Source organism: Plantibacter sp. PA-3-X8 (genome assembly GCF_003856975.1).
Lineage (GTDB): Bacteria > Actinomycetota > Actinomycetes > Actinomycetales > Microbacteriaceae > Plantibacter > Plantibacter auratus.
In genome coordinates this window covers 3,170,450-3,189,523 of record NZ_CP033107.1, presented here as the reverse complement: position 1 = coordinate 3,189,523, position 19,074 = coordinate 3,170,450, and the positions used below count along the sequence as shown (strand labels likewise).

20 protein-coding genes are annotated in these 19,074 nt (G+C 67.3%); 12 read left to right on the top strand and 8 right to left on the bottom strand.

The features are described 5' to 3' along the window. Nucleotides 1-5: 5 nt before the first annotated feature. From EAO79_RS15060 to EAO79_RS15050, 3 genes are read left to right on the top strand one after another with little or no spacing between them, the layout of a single operon-like run. Complete coding sequence (locus EAO79_RS15060; protein WP_124769467.1) at nt 6-1,013, top strand: hypothetical protein; 1,008 nt, start codon at nt 6-8, stop codon at nt 1,011-1,013. After that, on the top strand, nt 1,013-1,585 hold the full coding sequence (locus tag EAO79_RS15055) for a hypothetical protein (protein WP_124769466.1): 573 nt from the start codon (nt 1,013-1,015) through the stop codon (nt 1,583-1,585). The genes EAO79_RS15060 and EAO79_RS15055 overlap by 1 nt, the downstream gene beginning before the upstream one ends. Beyond that, complete coding sequence (locus tag EAO79_RS15050; RefSeq protein ID WP_164486952.1) at nt 1,578-3,992, top strand: AAA family ATPase; 2,415 nt, start codon at nt 1,578-1,580, stop codon at nt 3,990-3,992. The genes EAO79_RS15055 and EAO79_RS15050 overlap by 8 nt, the downstream gene beginning before the upstream one ends. Nucleotides 3,993-4,382: 390 nt before the next feature. Here EAO79_RS15050 and EAO79_RS15045 read toward each other — a convergent pair whose 3' ends face one another. Then, nucleotides 4,383-4,757: a helix-turn-helix domain-containing protein gene (locus EAO79_RS15045; protein WP_124769464.1), complete on the bottom strand. Its 375-nt coding sequence runs from the start codon at nt 4,755-4,757 to the stop codon at nt 4,383-4,385. Between the two features lie 119 nt (nt 4,758-4,876). Between EAO79_RS15045 and EAO79_RS19485 the strand changes: the two genes are divergently transcribed. Both EAO79_RS19485 and EAO79_RS19480 read left to right on the top strand, forming a co-directional pair. After that, a complete protein-coding gene (locus tag EAO79_RS19485; protein ID WP_256386805.1) occupies nt 4,877-5,092 on the top strand; it encodes a DoxX family protein in 216 nt (71 codons plus the stop codon). Continuing rightward, nucleotides 5,089-5,241, top strand: coding sequence for a DoxX family protein (locus EAO79_RS19480; RefSeq protein ID WP_256386804.1), 153 nt, complete (start codon nt 5,089-5,091; stop codon nt 5,239-5,241). The genes EAO79_RS19485 and EAO79_RS19480 overlap by 4 nt, the downstream gene beginning before the upstream one ends. Nucleotides 5,242-5,275: 34 nt before the next feature. Here EAO79_RS19480 and EAO79_RS15035 read toward each other — a convergent pair whose 3' ends face one another. After that, nucleotides 5,276-6,238, bottom strand: a complete 963-nt coding sequence (locus EAO79_RS15035) for a zinc-dependent alcohol dehydrogenase family protein (protein ID WP_124769463.1) — start codon at nt 6,236-6,238, stop codon at nt 5,276-5,278. A gap of 86 nt (nt 6,239-6,324) precedes the next feature. On the opposite strand from EAO79_RS15035, the gene EAO79_RS15030 reads away from it, so the two are divergent. Then, nucleotides 6,325-6,954: a TetR/AcrR family transcriptional regulator gene (locus EAO79_RS15030; RefSeq protein WP_124769462.1), complete on the top strand. Its 630-nt coding sequence runs from the start codon at nt 6,325-6,327 to the stop codon at nt 6,952-6,954. 15 nt (nt 6,955-6,969) lie between these two features. Here the strand turns inward: EAO79_RS15030 and EAO79_RS15025 are convergent, their stop codons facing one another. Next, nucleotides 6,970-7,368, bottom strand: a complete 399-nt coding sequence (locus EAO79_RS15025) for a glyoxalase/bleomycin resistance/extradiol dioxygenase family protein (RefSeq protein WP_124769461.1) — start codon at nt 7,366-7,368, stop codon at nt 6,970-6,972. A 96-nt stretch (nt 7,369-7,464) separates the two neighbouring features. On the opposite strand from EAO79_RS15025, the gene EAO79_RS15020 reads away from it, so the two are divergent. Next, nucleotides 7,465-8,454, top strand: coding sequence for a YafY family protein (locus EAO79_RS15020; protein ID WP_124769460.1), 990 nt, complete (start codon nt 7,465-7,467; stop codon nt 8,452-8,454). Nucleotides 8,455-9,116: 662 nt separating this feature from the next. Next, nucleotides 9,117-9,467 (top strand): hypothetical protein, encoded by a 351-nt coding sequence (locus tag EAO79_RS15015; RefSeq protein ID WP_124769459.1) that lies wholly within the window; start codon nt 9,117-9,119, stop codon nt 9,465-9,467. A 24-nt stretch (nt 9,468-9,491) separates the two neighbouring features. On the opposite strand, the gene EAO79_RS15010 is transcribed toward EAO79_RS15015, so the two are convergent. The 3 genes from EAO79_RS15010 to EAO79_RS15000 are packed head-to-tail and all read right to left on the bottom strand — an operon-like array spanning nt 9,492 to nt 11,898. Beyond that, nucleotides 9,492-9,818, bottom strand: coding sequence for a YciI family protein (locus EAO79_RS15010; protein ID WP_124769458.1), 327 nt, complete (start codon nt 9,816-9,818; stop codon nt 9,492-9,494). A gap of 44 nt (nt 9,819-9,862) precedes the next feature. Then, nucleotides 9,863-11,275: an NAD(P)/FAD-dependent oxidoreductase gene (locus tag EAO79_RS15005; RefSeq protein ID WP_124769457.1), complete on the bottom strand. Its 1,413-nt coding sequence runs from the start codon at nt 11,273-11,275 to the stop codon at nt 9,863-9,865. Next, nucleotides 11,272-11,898, bottom strand: a complete 627-nt coding sequence (locus tag EAO79_RS15000) for a dihydrofolate reductase family protein (protein WP_124769456.1) — start codon at nt 11,896-11,898, stop codon at nt 11,272-11,274. The genes EAO79_RS15005 and EAO79_RS15000 overlap by 4 nt, the downstream gene beginning before the upstream one ends. 185 nt (nt 11,899-12,083) lie before the next feature. Between EAO79_RS15000 and EAO79_RS14995 the strand changes: the two genes are divergently transcribed. Beyond that, a complete protein-coding gene (locus EAO79_RS14995; protein ID WP_056005205.1) occupies nt 12,084-12,569 on the top strand; it encodes a glutathione peroxidase in 486 nt (161 codons plus the stop codon). 21 nt (nt 12,570-12,590) lie between these two features. Here the strand turns inward: EAO79_RS14995 and EAO79_RS14990 are convergent, their stop codons facing one another. Then, nucleotides 12,591-13,463 carry an oxidoreductase gene (locus EAO79_RS14990; protein WP_124769455.1) on the bottom strand — a complete coding sequence of 291 codons (873 nt, stop codon included), beginning with the start codon at nt 13,461-13,463 and terminating at the stop codon, nt 12,591-12,593. A 217-nt stretch (nt 13,464-13,680) separates the two neighbouring features. Between EAO79_RS14990 and EAO79_RS14980 the strand changes: the two genes are divergently transcribed. The 3 genes from EAO79_RS14980 (at nt 13,681) to solA (ending at nt 17,229) form a co-directional block, all read left to right on the top strand. Next, nucleotides 13,681-14,172 carry a PadR family transcriptional regulator gene (locus tag EAO79_RS14980; protein ID WP_124769454.1) on the top strand — a complete coding sequence of 164 codons (492 nt, stop codon included), beginning with the start codon at nt 13,681-13,683 and terminating at the stop codon, nt 14,170-14,172. Nucleotides 14,173-14,233: 61 nt separating this feature from the next. Continuing rightward, nucleotides 14,234-15,937, top strand: a complete 1,704-nt coding sequence (locus tag EAO79_RS14975; protein ID WP_124769453.1) for an AarF/ABC1/UbiB kinase family protein — start codon at nt 14,234-14,236, stop codon at nt 15,935-15,937. 152 nt (nt 15,938-16,089) lie between these two features. Beyond that, on the top strand, nt 16,090-17,229 hold the full coding sequence (gene solA / locus EAO79_RS14970; RefSeq protein ID WP_164486951.1) for an N-methyl-L-tryptophan oxidase: 1,140 nt from the start codon (nt 16,090-16,092) through the stop codon (nt 17,227-17,229). Nucleotides 17,230-17,271: 42 nt separating this feature from the next. Here the strand turns inward: solA and EAO79_RS14965 are convergent, their stop codons facing one another. Beyond that, a complete protein-coding gene (locus EAO79_RS14965) occupies nt 17,272-19,074 on the bottom strand; it encodes a GAF domain-containing protein (protein ID WP_206428240.1) in 1,803 nt (600 codons plus the stop codon).

Below are 19,074 nucleotides of genomic sequence, written 5' to 3'. Positions count from 1 at the left end.
GGTCGATGCGCAAGCACCTTGAGGTGCTCTACACGGACCGGTTGACGTTGATGCTGGGTCTGTCAGCACAGGACGCGAATCTCCACACCGTGTTTGCTGGTGCTATCCAGGACCTCGCTCGGCCTTGGCCGGCGTCCCCGCCGCCCGTGGTTCTCAGCGAGGAGCAGCTTGAGGCGTATCACCGCAACCTGCTCAAGATCACATATGGTTTGAGCTACCAGGGCAACGCAGCCGCGATCGCCCAGTCTGCCCTTCTAGGCGCCTACGGTAAGCCCACCTTGCTCGCCTTGGTGCTCGCCTCGCTTACTGAGAAGCTCAGCTTCTGGGTTCAGCCGGAGGTGCAGGAAACCTGGGGGGATGCCGCTGTTCAGCAGCTGCAGGATGATCTCCGCAGTCTCAGGGACTTGGTAGCGATACATGCCGACCCTGCTCATCCTGAGGCAGTTGAGTCTGAGGAGCGTCTGGGGCATCAACGTGCCTTTGCCGCTCGGATTGTCGATGTCGTCAACTTGGCGCTAGCAGTGTTTCGGACTGGGCAGATTCCAGCTCCGCGAAGTGGTCGTTATGAGCCGTTGTCTGCTCGTCCAGCTGCTCAGGCGGTCTTGGATCCCGATTTTCCGGCTCGGCAGTTTGGTCGACTCGGCGTTGCGTTGTCATTGGTCGGTCGAGGACTTGCCTCAGGGCAGTGGTCGGCTTCCACGGGAGATAGCAGCTTGCCGCAGGACGGAGTTTTGCGCTTGGCCACATCCGAGAGGAACACGCGGGTGTTCTTTGTAAAGGACAGCGCCGCATTGACGCAGCTTGAGGTGGATGGCTCGTTTGATGCCGGCGACCCTGACGTTCTGATTGTCATGGCAGACGAGGAGCCACCCGTTCAAACTCGGTCGCCGAGGGGGCGCTTCGGCCGGGGCGGTAAGCCTGGAGCAGGGCGGTTTAGCGTTGCATCGGGTGTGGCCGGCACGGCATCGCCCGATGAGCTGTACGAGGCGTTCAAGCTCGCAGGGGGCTTATGATGGCAGGTATTTCGGATGTTCTCACAGTCTTGGAAAAAGCAGGTTTCGAGAAGCTTGCTAAGCCCCTAACCGTCGTCGGTACGGAGTTCGACTTCGAAGCAGCAGCTCGTGGGACTGGCAGTTCGCACGACCTTGTGCTGATCATGACCGATCAAGTTCCTTCACGGCGACTTCAACGTCTGGTGGCTGGTTTGGCGCGGTCTCTTGACCTCGCCTCGTCGCGGCGGCCCGTGAGTCTCGTTTTCCTGGGGGCGATGGCTGCGGGCGACCGGGTCGAGCTAGAACGCTACGCGCGGGTGCTCTCCGTTGGCTCCTCGTTACCCAGCGTCTCGGAGGTCGAGGAAGCAATTGCGGTTCTGCTCCCGTTGAAACTGCCGAACACTGATCTCGTTCACGGAAACGACCCGGTGAACGAGGTGATGGCAACCCTTGGCATGTCGAAGGACACCCCAGATCACATCGCACTGGTCAGGGCTGCCGTCGATGGTGCGGAGGCGGTACGAGAGAGACTGCGCCGTTACGTGAACGCCGGAGTTGAGTGGCACGATGACTTGGAGGAGGACGATGAGTGATGTTCCAATCCGTAGCCTGACGGTTTCCGACTTCCGACGAATCGAAGGAACTCGAGAGTTCCCTCTAGACGCGCCTGTAATTCTCATCCACGGCCCAAATGGCACAGGAAAAACCAGCCTCCTCTCCGCGCTGGAGCTCGCACTGACCGGCGAGATTCGGAGCATGGAACGTCATTCAGATCGTTACCGCGCGCATCTGCCGTTCCTCGGACAGTCGTACGCAACGGTGCGGGTGGATATTGCCCAGCACCTACAAGGCGGCACGCCAGGAGTTCCCCTGACCGTCAGCGGTTCACGGCTGGAAGGTGCTCCGGCACTAAATCACGCAGCTTCAAAGTTCTACGCCGAGCGGTGCTACCTGGATCAGTCATCGCTGGGTCGTCTTCTGGATCTATATCAAGCTCGAGAAGGCAGTGAGCAGACTGCACTTGAGAAGTTCGTGAACGAGCTTCTTGGACTAGAGAAGCTCGACGCACTCCTTAGTGGGCTCAGTGATGCGAGTGACTTCAGATTACTCAAGAAGCTAGCGGCAGGTGTCGACGAGGCTGATCGTGAGGCGAAAGCGGCAGCCGCGGATCTGAAAGAAAAGACTGGATTGCGAACCGATGTCCGCGCGGAGGCTGCCAGCGCTCGGCAAGCCACACGAGACGTCCTCATCGAGCTCGACCTCGGACCCGCCGTCGGCGATACTGATATCGAGCTTATGGAGCGCGTGCGACGAGCGACCAAAGAAGACACCACCGCCGACGAGTTTGCCGTCGCAGAGAGGGTTCATCAGGAGCTCGTCGCTTTGGGCGGTCGCATTGCTGCGTCGGTCGAACGTCCGACCACACAACGGATCGAAGAGACACGCGCGGCCTTGGCTTCCGCAATTGCTGCCAAGGACGATTGGGAGCGTACCGACAGGTCAGGTATCGACGCTTGGGAGCGGGAAGCCCAAGCCGTCGGCGTAGATCTCCGAGTCGGACCCAGTACCGCGGTGCAGCACGCCACCCACTTAGTCGTCAAACAACTCGAAGCCGGAGCAGAGGTTGAGGTGAGAGCTGAGGCGGTCGGTGCCGAACTGGGTGCCGGTCGCGCCGAGCTAGAGGCGCTTCAGAAGCGCCTCTCGGACGCGCACGAGAACTCAAGCGCGCTCGTAGAGGGGTTGACCGCGCTCCGAAGCGTTGTCGAGGCAAGCAACATTTGCCCGATCTGTGATCGAGACATCACAGAGATTCGTAGGCATAGCCTCCGAGCTCATGTAGACGCCAAGCTAGACGAACTCACAAGCCACGGGCAGCAACTCGTCAAATTGCGCGCCGACCGTGACGAACTTGCGGCAAAGGTGTCTCGGCTGGAGGTTGAACACACTCAGCTCACTGGGCAGAGCATGTCTGCCGAGCAGCGCCAGGTACTCCAGCAGCGGCACTCGACGCTTTTGCAGCTGGCATCCGCGGCCGCAGGTATTGAAACAGCGAAGTCCAACGGGGCAGAGCTCACGCAGAGCGTTCGTGGTCTTCAGCAGACACTTCGCGAGCTTGAGGCCGCGGGTTCTGAAGACACTTACATCAGGAGGGAACTCGACAAATATGCCGTCCTCCTCAACGTCACCGTGGAATCAACCTCCGTTTCTTTCCAGTCAGTGTGCAATGACTTGCTCAAAACTGCGAAGGCGAGGGTCTCCCAGCTCGCCGATAAGGCCAACCACTACCAGGATGCGATAGACGCGGCGGCGAGCCTTGCAGCTGTGATCGAACGCGAGCAGGCCGTCGTACAAAGTGTCGCTGAGGCCGCAGAGCGCAAAAAGCAATGGGACGATCGAATCACGGAGGCGAAACGGCGTCAGGGAATCGCGAGAGAGGTTCGTGAGGCCGTTACAAAGACTCGAACTGAAATCGTCCATCGAGTCTTCACTGAATCCCTCAATGAGGTCTGGAAGACCGTGTTCACCAGACTTGCCCCGAACGAGGGATTTATACCAAGATTTGGAGTCCCCAGCGCAACCAAGAAGACCTTTGACATCAATCTAGAGACGACTCACCGAAACGGTGAGGCGGGTGGCCCACCCCAAATGATGCTCTCTGCTGGAAATCTGAACACCGCCGCGCTGTCATTGTTCCTCGCGCTCCACCTTGCCGTGCAACCCGTCGTGCCGTGCCTTGTCTTCGATGATCCAGTTCAGGCGATGGACGAGGTTCACGTAGCGCAGTTTGCTGGACTCATCCGTCTGCTCTCGAAGCAGAACGGCAGGCAAGTCATCATCGCTGTTCACGAGCGCGAGCTGTTTGATTATCTTGCCCTGGAGCTCAGCCCGGCATACGCGGGCGACGAATTGATTACAATTGAGCTCGGAGAGCGTGCGGACGATGAAGATCAAGGGATCAACCGCCACTCCTGGGTTCCGGACGTAGCGATCGCGGGATAGATCAAACAATTTGATCGGTTCCTTCCCTTCAGATGGGAACCAGGCTCACCATGTTGCTCAGAGCCTTCAAAGTGCGATTGGTCGACGGAGTCACGGTTGTTTGTGCGGGGCAGTGCAGAGGCGCTAGCTAACGATTCTGCACGCACTGATCTAGAAGTGTTTTACACGGCAGATCAAGATCTGAGTTCACGAGGGGGTCGCTGGATCGCTTGCGCGTAATGCACAGAGCATTCTTCTGAAATGCCTACCCAGGTCGAGCCGGCTGGGAGCGATGCTTTGGCGCTTAGGGTCAAGGGGTCGCAGATTCAAATCCTGTCAGCCCGACCATGAAGTCCCGGAAACCAACTGGTTTCCGGGACTTTTTCGTTGGCCCGCAGCGCGGGTAGGCGGTCAGAACCGCTCGTCGTATGCCGTTCGGCTCGCTTCGATCACGGGGACGTGCTCGCCGGCCCACTCGGCGAGTGCCAGCGCATGGGGGATGAGCGACTGCGCGAGGTCCGTCAACTCGTACTCGACCCGTGGTGGCACCTCCGCGAAGGTGGTGCGGGTGACGAGCCCGTCGCGCTCGAGGTTCCTGAGGGTGAGGGTGAGCATGCGTCGGGAGATGCCCGGGATGCGCTGCTCGAGCTCGGTGAACCGGAACGGGCCGTCATGGAGCGTCGCGATGAGGAGGAGCGCCCACTTGTCGGCGATGCGGTCCAGGAGTGAGCGGATGGCCTTGCCCTGGTCGCCCCGGACGGAACACAGCCTCTGGTAGCGGAGCACGGCACCCCTCGCGGCTCGGTCACACGCGTGTGCCTTTTGTACGCCGGTCCGATCCGGTCCACACTTGCGTCGGTTACCCATCGTAACCATCAACGCACACACGCACTCGGAGGTTGCACATGGTCATCGCCTACTGGATCGTCGCAGGACTGCTCGCGGTCCTGTACCTGTACTCGGGCGGCATGAAGCTCGTCCGCTCTGCCGAGCAGCTCCGCCCGATGATGGCGTGGGTCGACGGCATGCCGCTCTCAGTGGTTCGAGTGATCGGGCTGCTTGAGGTGCTGGGCGTGACCGGCCTCATCCTGCCCCCGCTCGTGGGCGTCCTCACTGGTTGACCGTCGCTGCGGCGGTCGGGCTGGTCCTGGTGCAGATCGGAGGCATCACCGTGCACGTGCGTCGCGGCGAGTTCCGGGTCCTCGGGCTGAACGTCGCCCTGCTGGTGCTCGCCGTCGTCGAGGTCTGGCTGGCGACGATCTGGCTGTAGCGGTGGCGGATCGGTGCTTGCCTCGTCAGCCGATTCACGGGACGAGCACGATGCGCCCGAACACGTCCCCGGCGTCCATGAGACGGTGCGCCTCGGCTGCGTCGCTCAGCGGCAGGGCGTCGTGGACCACCGGTGAGAGCGTGCCTCGGACGGCGTCGTCGAACACCTCGGCTCGCACCCGGGCGAGTTCCGCGCGCGGCACGGTGTCGAGGCTCAGGGTTCCGAAGGTGATCGATCGGCGGAAGCCGGCCAGGAGAGCCGTGCCGAAGTCCGCGGGCGGGAACCCGCCCACCACGCCCACGGCGATCAGGCGGCCGTTCGGCGAGAGCCGCTCGATGAACCGGGGGAGATCGGGACCGCTGACGATGTCGAGGATGACGTCGAACTCCGCCGGGGCGTCCGCATCGCCCGCGCCGGAGCGGTCGAGCACGTGGGTTGCACCGAACGCCCGCAGACGTTCCCCGCGTTCGGAGGACGAGGTGGTGACGGCGATGACGCCGGCGCCGGCACGAGCGGCCAGCTCGACGCCGGCCAGGCCGATACTCCCGGCGGCCCCGCGCACGAGGACGGATTCGCCCTCGGCCAGGCGAGCGCGTTCGAGCGCGAAGTGCGCGACCGGGAACGCGCTGCCCAGCGTCACCGCCTGGACGGACGTCAGGTCGGACGGCAGTTCGACGATCTCGTCGGCTCGCGCGATCACGTACTCGGCGTACGCGCCCGAGGTTCCCGTGAACGCCCACACCCGTCGACCGACCCACGCGGGGTCGACGTCGGGCCCGGTCGCGGTGATGACGCCGGCGGCCTCACTCCCCGGGATCATCCCCGAGTCCCGGGTGGCTTCGGCGATCCCGCCCCGGCGGATCACGACGTCGACCCCGCCGACGCCTGCGGCCTCCGTTCGAACGAGGACCTCACCGGCCCCGGGCGTGGGGACGGGCAGGTCCGTCACCTCCATCCCACTCGGTTCACCGAAGGTCCGGATGATCACTGCGCGCATGGGTGCACTCCGTTTCGCGGCGGGGGATCTGACCCGCCTCCCGCAACGTAACGGACGCACCCGTCCACTTGAGTAATGTGAGACACATGCCCGCGACACTGCCTCAGAACCTGCGTTCCGACGCCCAGGAGAACCGTGACCGCGTCCTCGCCGCAGCCCGCGAACTGTTCGGGACCGACGGTCTTCACGTGACGATGCGGGAGATCGCCCGCCGAGCCGGTGTCGGGCCGGCCACCCTCTACCGACGGTTCCCGACCAAGGCTGATCTCGTCAGAGCCGCATTCGTGAATGAGCTCGACGCCTGCCGCTCGATCGTGGTCGACGCCCTCGCGGACGTCGACCCCTGGCGTGGCTTCCGCGGCATCATCGAGGAGGTCCTGGTCCTCAACGCTCGGAACCAGGGGTTCACGGACGCGTTCCTCGCCGCCTACCCCGATGCCGTCGACTTCCGGACCCAGCGTGAACAGGCCGTGCGTGCGATCACCGCCGTCGCTCGTCGCGCCATCGACGCCGGCGCGCTGCGCGCGGACTTCGTCCTCGACGACTTCCTCGTGGTCCTGCTCGCGGCTCGCGGACTCTCACGTACGACGGAGACGGAGCGCGTCCGAGCTGCACGACGCTACGCCGCGCTCGTGATCGACGGACTGCGTGCGTCAGACCGGCACGGACCGCTCCCTCCAGCGCCACGACTCATCCCGAGCGTCATCCCGGCGTAGGCCGCACGACCAGGTTCACGATGCGACCCGCTTGCTTGCGTCAGCCGTGGTCGGGGTGAAGGCGTTGACGAGGTTGCCGTCGGGGTCGCGGAACAGCAGCGATCGGTTACCCCACGGCATGGTCGTCGGCTCGTTCACGAACGTCTCCACGACGCCCTGGAGCGTCGTGTAGACCGCGTCGACGTCATCGACGAGCAGATCGAGGATGACGGATCGGTTGGCTCGCGGTGCGGCGGCGTCCTCGCCCAACAGTGGGATGGTCGCTGAACTGGCGATCGCGAGCGTGCCGGTGTCGGTGCGCACCTCGGCGAACAGTGGGTGCAGTCGTGTCGCGGTCGCACCGGTGACCCGCTCGTAGAAGACGACCAGGGCGTCGACGTCGTCGGTGATGATCCGGGTGGCTGCGAGTTGCATGCGTGTCTCCTTGGCTGGTGGTCTTCCCCCACAGGTGCGGGGCGGTGACGACGATAGAGCCAATACCGGACCGATTTCGCCCGGTATTCTCATGAGATGGGACATGCCGGCTCGCCGACTGCTCGAGCGCTGCAGCTGCTCGAGTTGCTGCAGTCGGCGGAGATCCGCAGCGTGCCAGAGCTCGCCGAACAGTTGGGTGTGGATGAACGCACCGTGCGCCGCTCCGTGCAGCGTCTCGTGGACATGGATGTCCCGATCGAGTCGGTGCGCGGCCGCTACGGTGGGTACCGCCTCGCCGTCGGCCGACGGGTGTCGCCGATCATGCTCACTGACGAGGAAGCGGTCGCCGTCTTCCTCGGCTTGAGTGAAGCCCAATCGACCTCGGACTCCCCGGATGTCGCAGCGCAGATCGCCCTCGCGAAGATCCGGCGTTCCCTCCCGGCCGCATCCGTGGACCGCCTCGAGGCGGTCCTGCAGGCCGCAGCCCGGAGACCGTCGCGCCACGACGTGCCCGACGCGGGAGTCCTGCTCACCGTGTCGGATGCGCTCCGAGCGAGACGTCCCCTCGAACTTCGCTACCGCGACGCGGAGGACACGCCCTCGCGTCGCACGGTGCATCCGTTCGACCTGCTCGTCCATGCCGGTCGTTGGTACCTGGACGCATTCGACGTCGAACAAGCGGAGGAGCGCACCTTCCGGGTCGACCGCATCCGATCGGCGCGGACGCTGCCCGGGGTCTTCCCAGGCCCGGTCACTCGAGCGGAGCGCCCTCCACTCGTCGATCGCTTCGTGGGGGCGGACTACCGGTGGCACGTCCGGTTGCGCATCCAGGCGAGCGTCCCGCAGATACGTGCCCGCTTCCCGGAGAGCGTGGCCGTCGTGGAGTCGATCGAGGACGTATCTGGCTGGCATCGGGTGTCGATCCGAGCCAAACGCCTCGACTGGCTTCCAGCGGTGATCGCCGGGATGGGAGATCACGCGGTCATCATCGACGAGCCTGAGGATCTCCGTGAACTCGTGCGCGCGACGGCGACGCGGATGCTCCGCATCGCTGGCGGTGCTGAACAGTGGCCCGTCGCCGAGTAGCGGGCGACAATGCGGATCGTCTCGACGCGGGCGACCGATGGCCTGGTCGACGCGATCGCCGCGGGCGCGGCGGGTATCGGGGCACTCGAACAACTGGCCGGCGGGGCAGACGCGGGCGCACCGACCGATGAGCCGCTCGGACTCGTTCCAGGGCCTCTGTGGGCCTCATCCAGGTTCCGCATCGGCGGACGCAGGGCCGGGAGGAGCGCGGGGCGGCCACCGATGGTCCAGACCTGGCCGTAGAACTCGTCGCTTCGTGCGGTCGAAGCCGTTGCGGCCATGAGCGCAGGCTGCGCGTCACTCGACACCGTGCCTGCGGCGCTGAGGCGTGAGAGCAGGGTGACCACGCGACGGGCTCCGGTGTCTCGCTGGCGACCCATGCCCGGTTGGGCGGCTAACAGATTGGTGGGGGAGAAGCAGGGGTGGGACAGGTTGCTGGAGACACCCCACCGGCTCGACGACGTGTTCGCCCCTCGTGGTCGAGCGCACAGGCTGGAGGACCACAGCGCCAGCCCGGGCGAGGTCGGTGGCGATGCTTCGACCGATGCCGAGGATCCTGGTCGGCGTGAGGACCGCTCAGCTCGCCAGCCCCCCGCCTTGGGGGTTGTCGATGCCATGGCGTGATAGGAGCATCAGCTGCATCGGAACCAATGGAGGTTCGAATGCGGAATCCAGAGGTATGGCTTACCCTCGTCGCCTTGCTCGGGGGTGTCGTCATTACCGGGGCCCTCTTCGCGCCGATCGCAGCGATCATCGCCGGGGTCGGATTCCAACTCAAGCGGAAGGAACAGGGCATCGCTCCGGGGTTGTTGCTTTTCAGCCCTGCTGCGATCGTCTTGGCGATCTTCATCTACCCGGCCCACTTCCGTGCCGTCGCCACGTGTGATGCGATCGCCGCAGGGGCTTCGAACTCGCCGCTGGAGCGACTACTCGATACACCCATGGAGCGGCGGATGGACGCACTGGAGGCAGGCTGCAACGATCTGCCGTTCTACGAGATGCGCGAGTACTGACCCCCGGTCTCGACAGCGTGCCGTTCAGCTCGTTGCAGGGAACGGGCGCAGCTCCAGGCGACCGTTGCGGGCCATCGGGTGGCGGGCCGCGATGTCGATCGCCTCGTCGAGGTCGATGCACTCGAGGATGTCGAAGCCCCAGAGGGTGTCGGTCGCACCCGGGATCGGGCCGTTGGTGACGAATCGCTCGCCGGCGCGGACACGGACGCCGCGCGCCTCGCTCGGATCGAGCACGTCGCCGAGGAGCCGCCGCCTGGTCGTGTCCAGCTCCTGGACCCAGTGGTCGACGTCGGAGTCGTCGGTCGGTTCGTCGGGCACCGGGTCCGTGAGGACGAACATCATGAATCGCATACGGTTCCTCTCATTCGACGCTCGCGAGAGCGTACTCGTTGTCGCTATCGGACCGGGTTGACGACCGGGACTGCGCTCTCGTCGCGCCAGAGGGTCTCGATCGGGATCGACTGGCCGAGGACGCGCTCCGCCGCCCGATGGCCGGAGTGGAATGCCGCCGTCACCGTCGCGGGGTCGTCGGTCCAGGTGGCCTCGCCCGCGAGGTGCACGACGCCGCCGACCGGGGTCGCGAGGGCGTCGTGGTCGTCGGTCGTCGAGCCGACGGTCATGTAGGCATAGGACCCGCGCGAGAACGGGTCGTCATGCCAGCGCGTGACGTGCACCTCCGTCGGCTCCCCGACGCGGTCGCCGTACAGGCGCCGCAGCTGCTCGAGGATCGACTCCACGACGCGCGACTCGTCCCAGTCCCGGATCTCGACGGCCGTCGGGCCGGCGGCGAACGTGAGCAGCGTCGGCGATCCGTGCGCGGTCGTGAGGTCGTACCAGGAGTGCCAGCGTCGACTCTCCGGTCCTTGCTGTCTGACGGCGTAGACGTCGTCGTCCCAGAATCGCCGCTCGAACCGGAGGAAGACCTTTTCGAACGCGTTCATCCGCAACCGGGCGAGCGCACCGGCGACCGGCTCCGGCAGCGGGGGATCGATCACGAACTCCTCCGACTGCAGTACCCCGACCGGCACCGTCACCACCACCGAGCCCGCGTGCAGCACCACCTCGCTCGTCGGTCCCTGGGCGGTCACCTCGACGCCGTCCGCGGACCACCGCACGTTCGTCACCACGTGCTCGAGGCGCACATCGAGCCCCTCGGCAAGGCGCCGGGGGAGCACGTCGTACCCGTCGGGGAACACGACCTCGTCACCGTCGATCGCGTCGTCGTCGAGCCCGTGGGCCGCGAGGTCTTCGATCCACGCGCCGTACTGCTCCTCCGAACGATGCTCCAGGTACTCGCGGACCCGCTGCACCCGCTCGGCGTCCCAGTCCTGCAACGCGAGCGCCGCCTCGGTCACGTCACGGTACGACGCGTCCGGGGCTGACTCGGCGACGACACCGAGCAGCATCGCGTCGAGGGCGTGGACGTCCTCGGCGAAGCCGCGAGCCTCGGCGTCCGACAGGCGCTCGCCGCCGGGCCCGTAGTACGCGATCGGCCGGCTGTCCGGCTGGTAGCCGCCGACGGTGAACTCGACCGTCCGCATCCCGAACGCGTCGGCCGCCGCGGCGACCGCACTGTCGTTCACCCCGTGCACCCACGATGCGCCGAGATCGGTCACCTGACCGTCGCGACGCTCGGTCGACACCCGCCCGCCGACCCGGTCACGGGCCTCGACGACGACCACTGTTCGTCCGGCGGCCGCGAGGAGTCGTGCGGCGACGAGCCCGGCGACGCCGGCACCGACGACGACCGTGTCGAAGCGGGTGTCGGCGTCGGGCGTCTGCGTCGACGCCTCGTCCGACGCGCTCATCGCGGGTCGCCCATGTCGCCGGTGGCCGGTGTTCCGTCGATCCGTTCGTACTTGAGGTGGACGGTCCCTGCAGGGGAGGTGGTCGCCGGGCCGAGCAGGCGCAGCGAGGACGGCACGGTGCCGGTGGCGAAGACCCGCTTCCCGGTGCCGAGCGTGATCGGGTACACCCAGAGGTTCAGCTGATCGAAGAGTGCGTCGGCGAGCAGGGTCTGCACGAGGTCGAGGCTGCCGATGACGTGGATCTGCGCATGGCGCTCGCGCAGTGATCGAACGGCCTCCGGGAGGTTCGATCCGAGCTGCGTCGAGTTCGCCCACCCCAGCTCCCGCGGCTCGCGTGACGCGACGTACTTCGGCAGTCGGTTGAAGAGCCTGGCGATGCCGTCGTCCTGGCCGCCTTCCTGGTGCGGCCAGTATCCGGCGAAGATGTCGTAGGTCCGGCGACCGAGCAGGAGGGCGTCCATGCCCACCATGCCGGCGTCGATCTGCTCACCGTCGACCTCGTCGATGAGCGGTGCCTGCCAGCCGCCGAACCCGAACCCGTCACTGGGGTCCTCCTCCGGCCCACCCGGCGCCTGAGCGACGCCGTCGAGGGTCATGAAGAGGTCGATGTGGATGCGTCCCATGTCCTGCTCCGATCTGCTGCACTCACGATCCACCGGCCGGCAGGCGGTGTCAACGGCTGTCGGCTGAGAACGCACTGACGAAAGGGCATCGGCCGTGTCCTGGGCGAGTAGCGTTCGGAGTGGATCCGCTTGCGCACACCAGTGCACGGGCAGGACGTCGTTCGACAGATGAGAGGCATCACACCATGACCGATCTGGACACCATCCCCGTCACCACCCTCGACGGCCGGGACACGACCCTCGCGGAGTGGGACGGGAAGGCCAAACTCGTGGTCAACGTCGCGAGCCGCTGCGGCCTCGCGCCGCAGTACGAGAAGCTCGAGGCACTCCAGAAGGAGTACGCCGACCGCGGCTTCACGGTGATCGGGTTCCCGAGCAACCAGTTCCTGCAGGAGCTCGGCGACAACGAGAAGATCGCCGAATACTGCTCGGCCACCTGGGGCGTCACCTTCCCGATGATGGACAAAGTGAAGGTCAACGGCCGGAACCGGCACCCGCTCTACCAGGAGCTCGTGAAGACCGCCGACGCGAACGGCAAGGCGGGCAACGTGAAGTGGAACTTCGAGAAGTTCCTCATCGCGCCCGACGGCACCGTGCACCGCTTCCGTCCGACGACCGAGCCGGACGCCCCCGAGGTCATCGCCGCGATCGAGGAGAGCCTTCCCGCGTGACGCCGGGACGGCCGGGCGCGCTCACCGGTAGGTGACTCCGGTGAGCGCCTCGGCCGTCGTCCAGAGTTCGGCGGCGACGTGCTCGTCGCGGGCCGCCGAGGTCCGGTCGACGGGCTTCGGATCACCGCGCATCTCACCGAAGCCGCTCGGACCGTAGTAGCCGCCGGGCTCGACGTCGGGCGACGTCGCCGCGTAGAGCGTCGGAAGCGCACCCATCTCAGCGCTCTGACCGAGGAGCCGGGTTCCCCACGCGAGGAGCGGACCCTGCGCTGACTCGGTGTGGGACTGGAGCTCGGTCGACGCGAAGCCGGGGTGTGCGGCCACGGACAGCACCGAGGAACCCTCCGCCGTGAGGCGTCGCTGCAGCTCGGCCGAGAACATGAGGTCGGCGAGCTTCGACTGGCCATAGGCGGACCAGCGCCGATACGTCCGGTTGCGCCAATTGAGATCGGCCAGGTCGATCTTGCCGGCGCGGTGTGCAGCACTCGACAGCGTCACGACCCGCGTGGTGATGCGGTCGATCAGGAGGCCGGTGAGTGCGAAGGGCCCGAGGAAGTTCGTGCCGATCTGCATCTCGAAGCCGTCGGCCGTGCGTCGTTCCGGAACCGCCATGACGCCGGCGTTGTTCACCAGCACGTCGACCCGCTCGACGCCGTCCGCGAATCGACGGACGGACGCCAGGTCGGCGAGATCCAGCTGCCGCACCTCGACGTCGCCGGTCATCGTCGCCGCGGCCCGCGCGCCCTTGTCCGTATCGCGGCAGGCGAGGATCACGGCGGCACCGTGGGCGGCGAGCTCGCGGGCCGTGACCGCGCCGATCCCGCTGTTCGCGCCGGTCACGATCGCGACGCGGCCGTGCTGATCGGGGATGTCTGCTGCGGTCCAGGGGCTCATGAGGGCGACGTTACGCCATCACGATCTTCCGATTACACATATCGTTCACAGCTTCACCGATATATCGTTGAGCATCGTTCACGTACGACGAAGGAGAGCAATCATGGGTGGATTCCCAAGCGGTGGCGCAGGATTCGGTGGCGCCGGGTTCGGTAACGGCGGAGGCTTCGGCAACGGAGCCGGCTTCGGCAACGGAGCCGGCTTCGGTACCGACGGCATGTGGCAGATGATGGAGCAGCTGCGTTCGAAGTTCGAGAAGAGCGCCGGCTCGCGCGTCGGCCGCGGCGACGTCCGCTCCGCCGTGCTGGCCCTCCTGGCCGAGCAGCCGATGCACGGCTACCAGATCATCCGCGAGATCGAGGAGCGCAGCGGCGGCTCCTGGAAGCCCAGCGCAGGCTCGGTCTACCCGACGCTGCAGCTGCTGTCCGACGAGGGCATCATCACGGCCGAGGAGTCGGGCGGCCGCAAGACCTACGCACTGACCGAGGCCGGTCGCGACGAGGTCGCCGAGTCTGGCGCATCCGCTCCGTGGCAGAACGCCGAGTCGTCCGAGCACCCCGGCTTCACCGCTCTGCCGAAGGCCGGCGTCGAGCTGGCCCAGGCCGCAGCCCAGGTCGGCCGCACCGGAACGCCCGAGCAGGTCCAGCAGGCCGTCACCATCCTCGACGAAGCTCGCAAGCGCCTCTACGCGATCCTCGCCCAGGACTGACCGAGTGTCGTCGACCGGCGGGACGCCCAGCGACTCGGCGTCCCGTTTCGGCGAGCTCCCCATGAGCGGGCGGGCCGGCGTTCCAGCCGGTCCGCCCGCTCACGGGCGCGCCCGGTACCGTCGGATCCTCCGCTTCGCGAGCTGGCACCTGGCCGCCGCCTGGTGGTTCGAGATCGTCCTGCCGCGGTTCGGGCTCATCAAGCTGACGGAGCGGACCCGCACGCGCCGCATGCAGAAGTTCGCACGACGGTTCCACGTGCTCGCCGTCGACCTCGGCGGGCTCATGATCAAGGTCGGCCAGTTCATGTCGTCGCGCCTCGATGTGCTCCCGCCGGAGATCACGAAGGAGCTCGAAGGCCTGCAGGACGAAGTCCCGCCCGTCGCCTTCCCACGCATCCGCGCGCTCGCCGAGTCGGAACTCCGTGTGTCGCTCTCGCAGGTCTTCGCCGGCATCGACGAACGCCCCGTCGCAGCCGCCTCGCTCGGCCAGGCGCACCGCGCCCTGCTCGCTCCGGCGCTCGCCGCCGACTCCGGGCTCGACGCCGTCGTGCTCAAGGTCCAGCGGCCGGGCATCGACGAGATCGTCACCGTCGACCTCGCCGCCCTGCGCAAGGTGGGCGGCTGGTTGCGCCGCGTCCGGCTCGTCTCCGACCGCGTCGACATGCCCGCGCTCGTCGAGGAGTTCGCCGCGACGAGCCTCGAGGAGATCGACTACCTCCATGAGGCCGCGAGTTCTGAGCGGTTCGCCGCCGATTTCGCCGGCGACGACCGCGTCTCCGTCCCTGCGGTGGTGTGGGAGCGCACGACGCAGCGCGTCCTGACGCTCGAAGACGTCACCGCCATCAAGATCACCGACGCCGACGCCCTGCGCGCCGCCGGCATCGACCCGGTCGACGTGGCACCCGTGTTCGCGGCCGTCATGTTCGACCAGCTCTTCACCAACGGGTTCTTCCACGCCGACCCGCATCCCGGAAACATCTTCGTGACGCCCGTCGACGCCGCCCCGGGCGAGCGCCCGTGGAAGCTGACCTTCATCGACTTCGGGATGATGGGCGAGGTCCCGCCGACCACGAGGCGCGGCCTCCGGAAGCTGCTCATCGCCGCCGCATCGCGCGACGGCAAGGGCCTGGTCGACGCGATCCGCGACCTCGGCGTTCTCCTGCCCTCGGCCGACACGACCGAGCTCGAACGGGCCATGACCGCGCTGTTCGGACGCTTCGGCGGCATGGGGTTCGCGGAACTGCGCGACGTCGACCCGAAGGAGTTCCGCGACTTCGGCAACCAGTTCAGCGAGGTCATCCGGACGCTGCCGTTCCAGCTCCCCGAGAACTTCCTGCTCATCATCCGCGCGATCTCGCTCACCTCCGGTGTCTGCAGCGCACTCGACCCCGAGTTCAACCTCTGGGACTCCGTCGAGCCCTACGCCGCGCAGCTGCTCCGTGACGAACGCGGCAACGTCGTCCAGGACCTCGGTCGCGAGGCACTCGACATCGCCACGGTCGCCGTCCGCCTGCCGAAGCGTCTCGACGCGGTCATCACGCGGGTCGAAGCCGGCACCGTCGCGACCACCAACCCGAGACTGGAACAGCGGATCGCGCGGCTCGACCGCACGACGGGCCGGGTCGTCTCGGCCGTGCTGTTCGCCGCGCTGCTCGTCGCGGGAGCCGTCCTCCGGTCCGACGATGCCGTGCTCGGCACCGTCTTCATGGTGGTCTCCGTCGTGCCACTCCTCCATGCACTGTTCTCGGGGCGCCGCGGGCGCTGACCCCGGCGAGGGGTCGTCGCCACGGCACACTCCTGACGCGAAAACCTGGATCAACGGTCCATAGGCCGGTCCCCGGCGCTCCAGCACACTTGCCTGAATCGATCGGGCAAGCACGAGGGAGCACCACCGGATGGAATCGTTCGACGTCGCGGTTGTCGGTATGGGAGCTCTCGGCAGCGCCGCCGCCTACCACCTCGCCCCGTCGGGGCGCGAAGGTCGTCGCCTTCGAGCAGTTCGAACTCGGGCACGTCCGCGGTGCCTCGCACGACACCTCGCGGATCGTCCGGACGTCGTACGGCGCTCCGCAGTACGTGCGACTCGCGCAGTCGGCGTACCGCGACTGGGCCGACCTCGAGCAGGAATCGGGCGAGCGGTTGCTCACCATCACCGGCGGGGTCATCTTCCTGCCCGTCGACGGGCCCTACTCGGCCACCGACTTCACCGCGGCCCTGGAGGAGTGCGGTGTCCCGCACGAACTGCTGACGCCGGCCGAGGTGCAGGCGCGGTGGCCGCAGTTCCGGATCCCCGAGAACGTCGAGACCGTCTACACCGCCGACACCGGCATCGCCCACGCGGCGCGCACCGTCGCGACGCTGCAGCTCCGTGCTCGAGCACTCGGGGCGGACATCCGCGACCGCACCCGGGTCGACGCGCTGACCCCCGACGGCGACGGGGTCGTGGTGCAGACCTCCAGCGGCCCGGTGCGTGCCGGCAAGGTCGTCCTGGCCGCCGATGCCTGGGCGAACGAGCTGCTCGAACCCCTTGGCGCGGCGATCCCACTCGACGTCATGCAGGAGCAGGTCACCTACTTCCGCCCGGCCGACGCCGAGCAGCTCGATCGCGAGCGGTTCCCGGTGTGGATCTGGGAGGACGAGGAGTGCTACTACGGCTTCCCGACCTTCGGGGAACCGACGGTGAAGGCCGCACGCGACGTCTCGGAGAACCGCATGTCGCCGGCGGAGCGCACCTTCGTCCCGTCGCCGGACCTCACCGGGCAGCTGGCCGGCTTCATGGCGGACCTCGTGCCGGCGTCGGGCCCCGAGCTCCGCACGGTGACCTGTCAGTACGCGCTCACCCCGGACCGGAACTTCGTCCTCGGCCCGCTCGAGGAGCACCCGGACGTCATCGTCGCCCTCGCCGCCGGTCACGGCTTCAAGTTCACGCCCGCGTTCGGACGCATCCTCGCGGAGCTCGCGCTCGACGGGGAGACGAGCGACGACATCTCGAGCTTCGCCCCGTCCCACGCCCGCAGCGCCGACCGCGTCTCACCGATGCCGACCTCCGCGAGCTGATCCGGAGCTCGGCGTGGAGCGGGCCGGTCCGAGTGCTGCAGGTTACCGTCCGGCCTGCAACTGCTCGCGGAGCTCGTCGAGGCGGACGGCGATGCCGAGCCGGAACATGCGCTCGTCCTCGCGCCAGGAGGCTCCGAGGACCTGGTCGAGCCGGTCGAGCCGCTGGAGGATCGTGTTCGTGTGGAAGTTCAGGGCGCGCGCCGTGCGGGTGGGGCTCGCGTTGTTCCGCACGAACGCACGCAGCGTCCCGAGCAGGTCGGCGTTCCGCTCGGCGTCGTAGCGCCGGACGAGTCCGATGGTGTCGCGCAGGAAGTCGGCGAGCGCCCGCGCATCGGTGTCGAAGATCGCCGAGTAGGGCAGGAAGTCGTCGGTCGATGCGGTGAGGTCCGAGAGTTCCAGTGCGGCGATGAGTCTGGCGGTGCGCATCGCGCTGGTGAACGCGGAGGTGAGGGCGTCGGGAGCGGTGCGGGGCACGACGGCGACGACGGGTTGCTGGATGCTGCCGGCGACGTGTCGGCGGACGGCGTCGGCGTCGAGCGGCTGACGGTCGGAGGCGTGTGCGGCGACGACGTACCCGCGGTACTCGCCGACGAGCGCATGGTCGTCGAGTCGGCGGCCGAGCGCTCGGGCGGCGGTGGTCTGCTGGTCTCCCGGGACGGCAAGGAGCAGCAGGGAGTCGAGTTCGTGCAGGTCGATGCCGAGGCGCCTGGCTCGTCGTTCGACGTCGGATCGGCGTTCGGGCACGTCGTCGAGGAGGTCGGCGATGAGTTCGCTGCGGACCCGGTGGTCCGCGCCTGAAGCCGCCTCCTGCTGCAGTTCGAGGAGTGCCGCGACCTGCGCCGCGCGTTCGACGGTGCGGAGGTCCACGGCGCCGAGCTCGAAGTCGCCGTCACCGAGGATGAGGGCGCCGAAGTGCCGGCTGCCGGCGGACAGGGCGGCGACCGCTCCGACACCGCCGCTCGCGACGAGGACGCAGTGGCCGGAGCGACGGCTGTCGGTGATGGCCGCGCGGGTGACGTCGTCGAGGTCGAGCATGCCGGGGGAGAGCGGGAGACCGGCTGCCGCGATCACCCGGTCCTGCGCGTCGGTCACGGCGACCGCACGGCCGAGTGCGGTTGCGAGCGTCTCCGCGACGGGTGCGAATCCGCCCCCGGCGAGGACCGCCTGGACGAGCTCCTGGTGGACGGTGTTCGCCCGGTCGCGTTCGACGAGGTGGGCGGTGAGGTCCGCCAGGTTCCGTCGGCTGGCGTCCTCGGAGTCCTGCAGGTCGCGGAGGGTCTGCGTCGTCTGGAGGATGACCGAGGCGTGGTCCGCGAGCGCCGCCAGGAGCGCGACCTCGTCGGGGGAGAAGTCCTTCCGGTCGCGGTTGCCGACGAAGAGGACGCCGAGGACGTCATCGCTCGTGAGCATCGGCACGCCGAGCAGGGAGACGAGCCCCTCCGCTGCGACCGCGTCGTCGATGCCGCGCTCGTGTCGATCGGTCGAGTAGTCGGAGTAGTCCGCGACCCACTGGGCCGTGCGCGATTCGACGACGACGCTCGCGAGTCCGCGCCCGGGAGGCACCCGGAGTGTCTGGAAGGACGGACTGACGGAGCCACTCGTCTCGCGGACCCGCAACTCGTGGGTGACCGGGTCGAACTCGGACAGGTAGGCCAGATCGACGCCCATCATCTGGTGGGCGCGCTGGACGAGTCTGGCGAGCACGGCGTCGCTGTCGCGGAGCTCGGCCAGTTCGCGGGCGCTCGAGAACAGGGCTGAGAGCTCGTGCTCGCGGCGTCGCAGCCGGATCAGCTCCCGCTCGGTGTCGTGGGGTTCGGCGTCGACGAGGTCGGTGGTCGTTCGCAC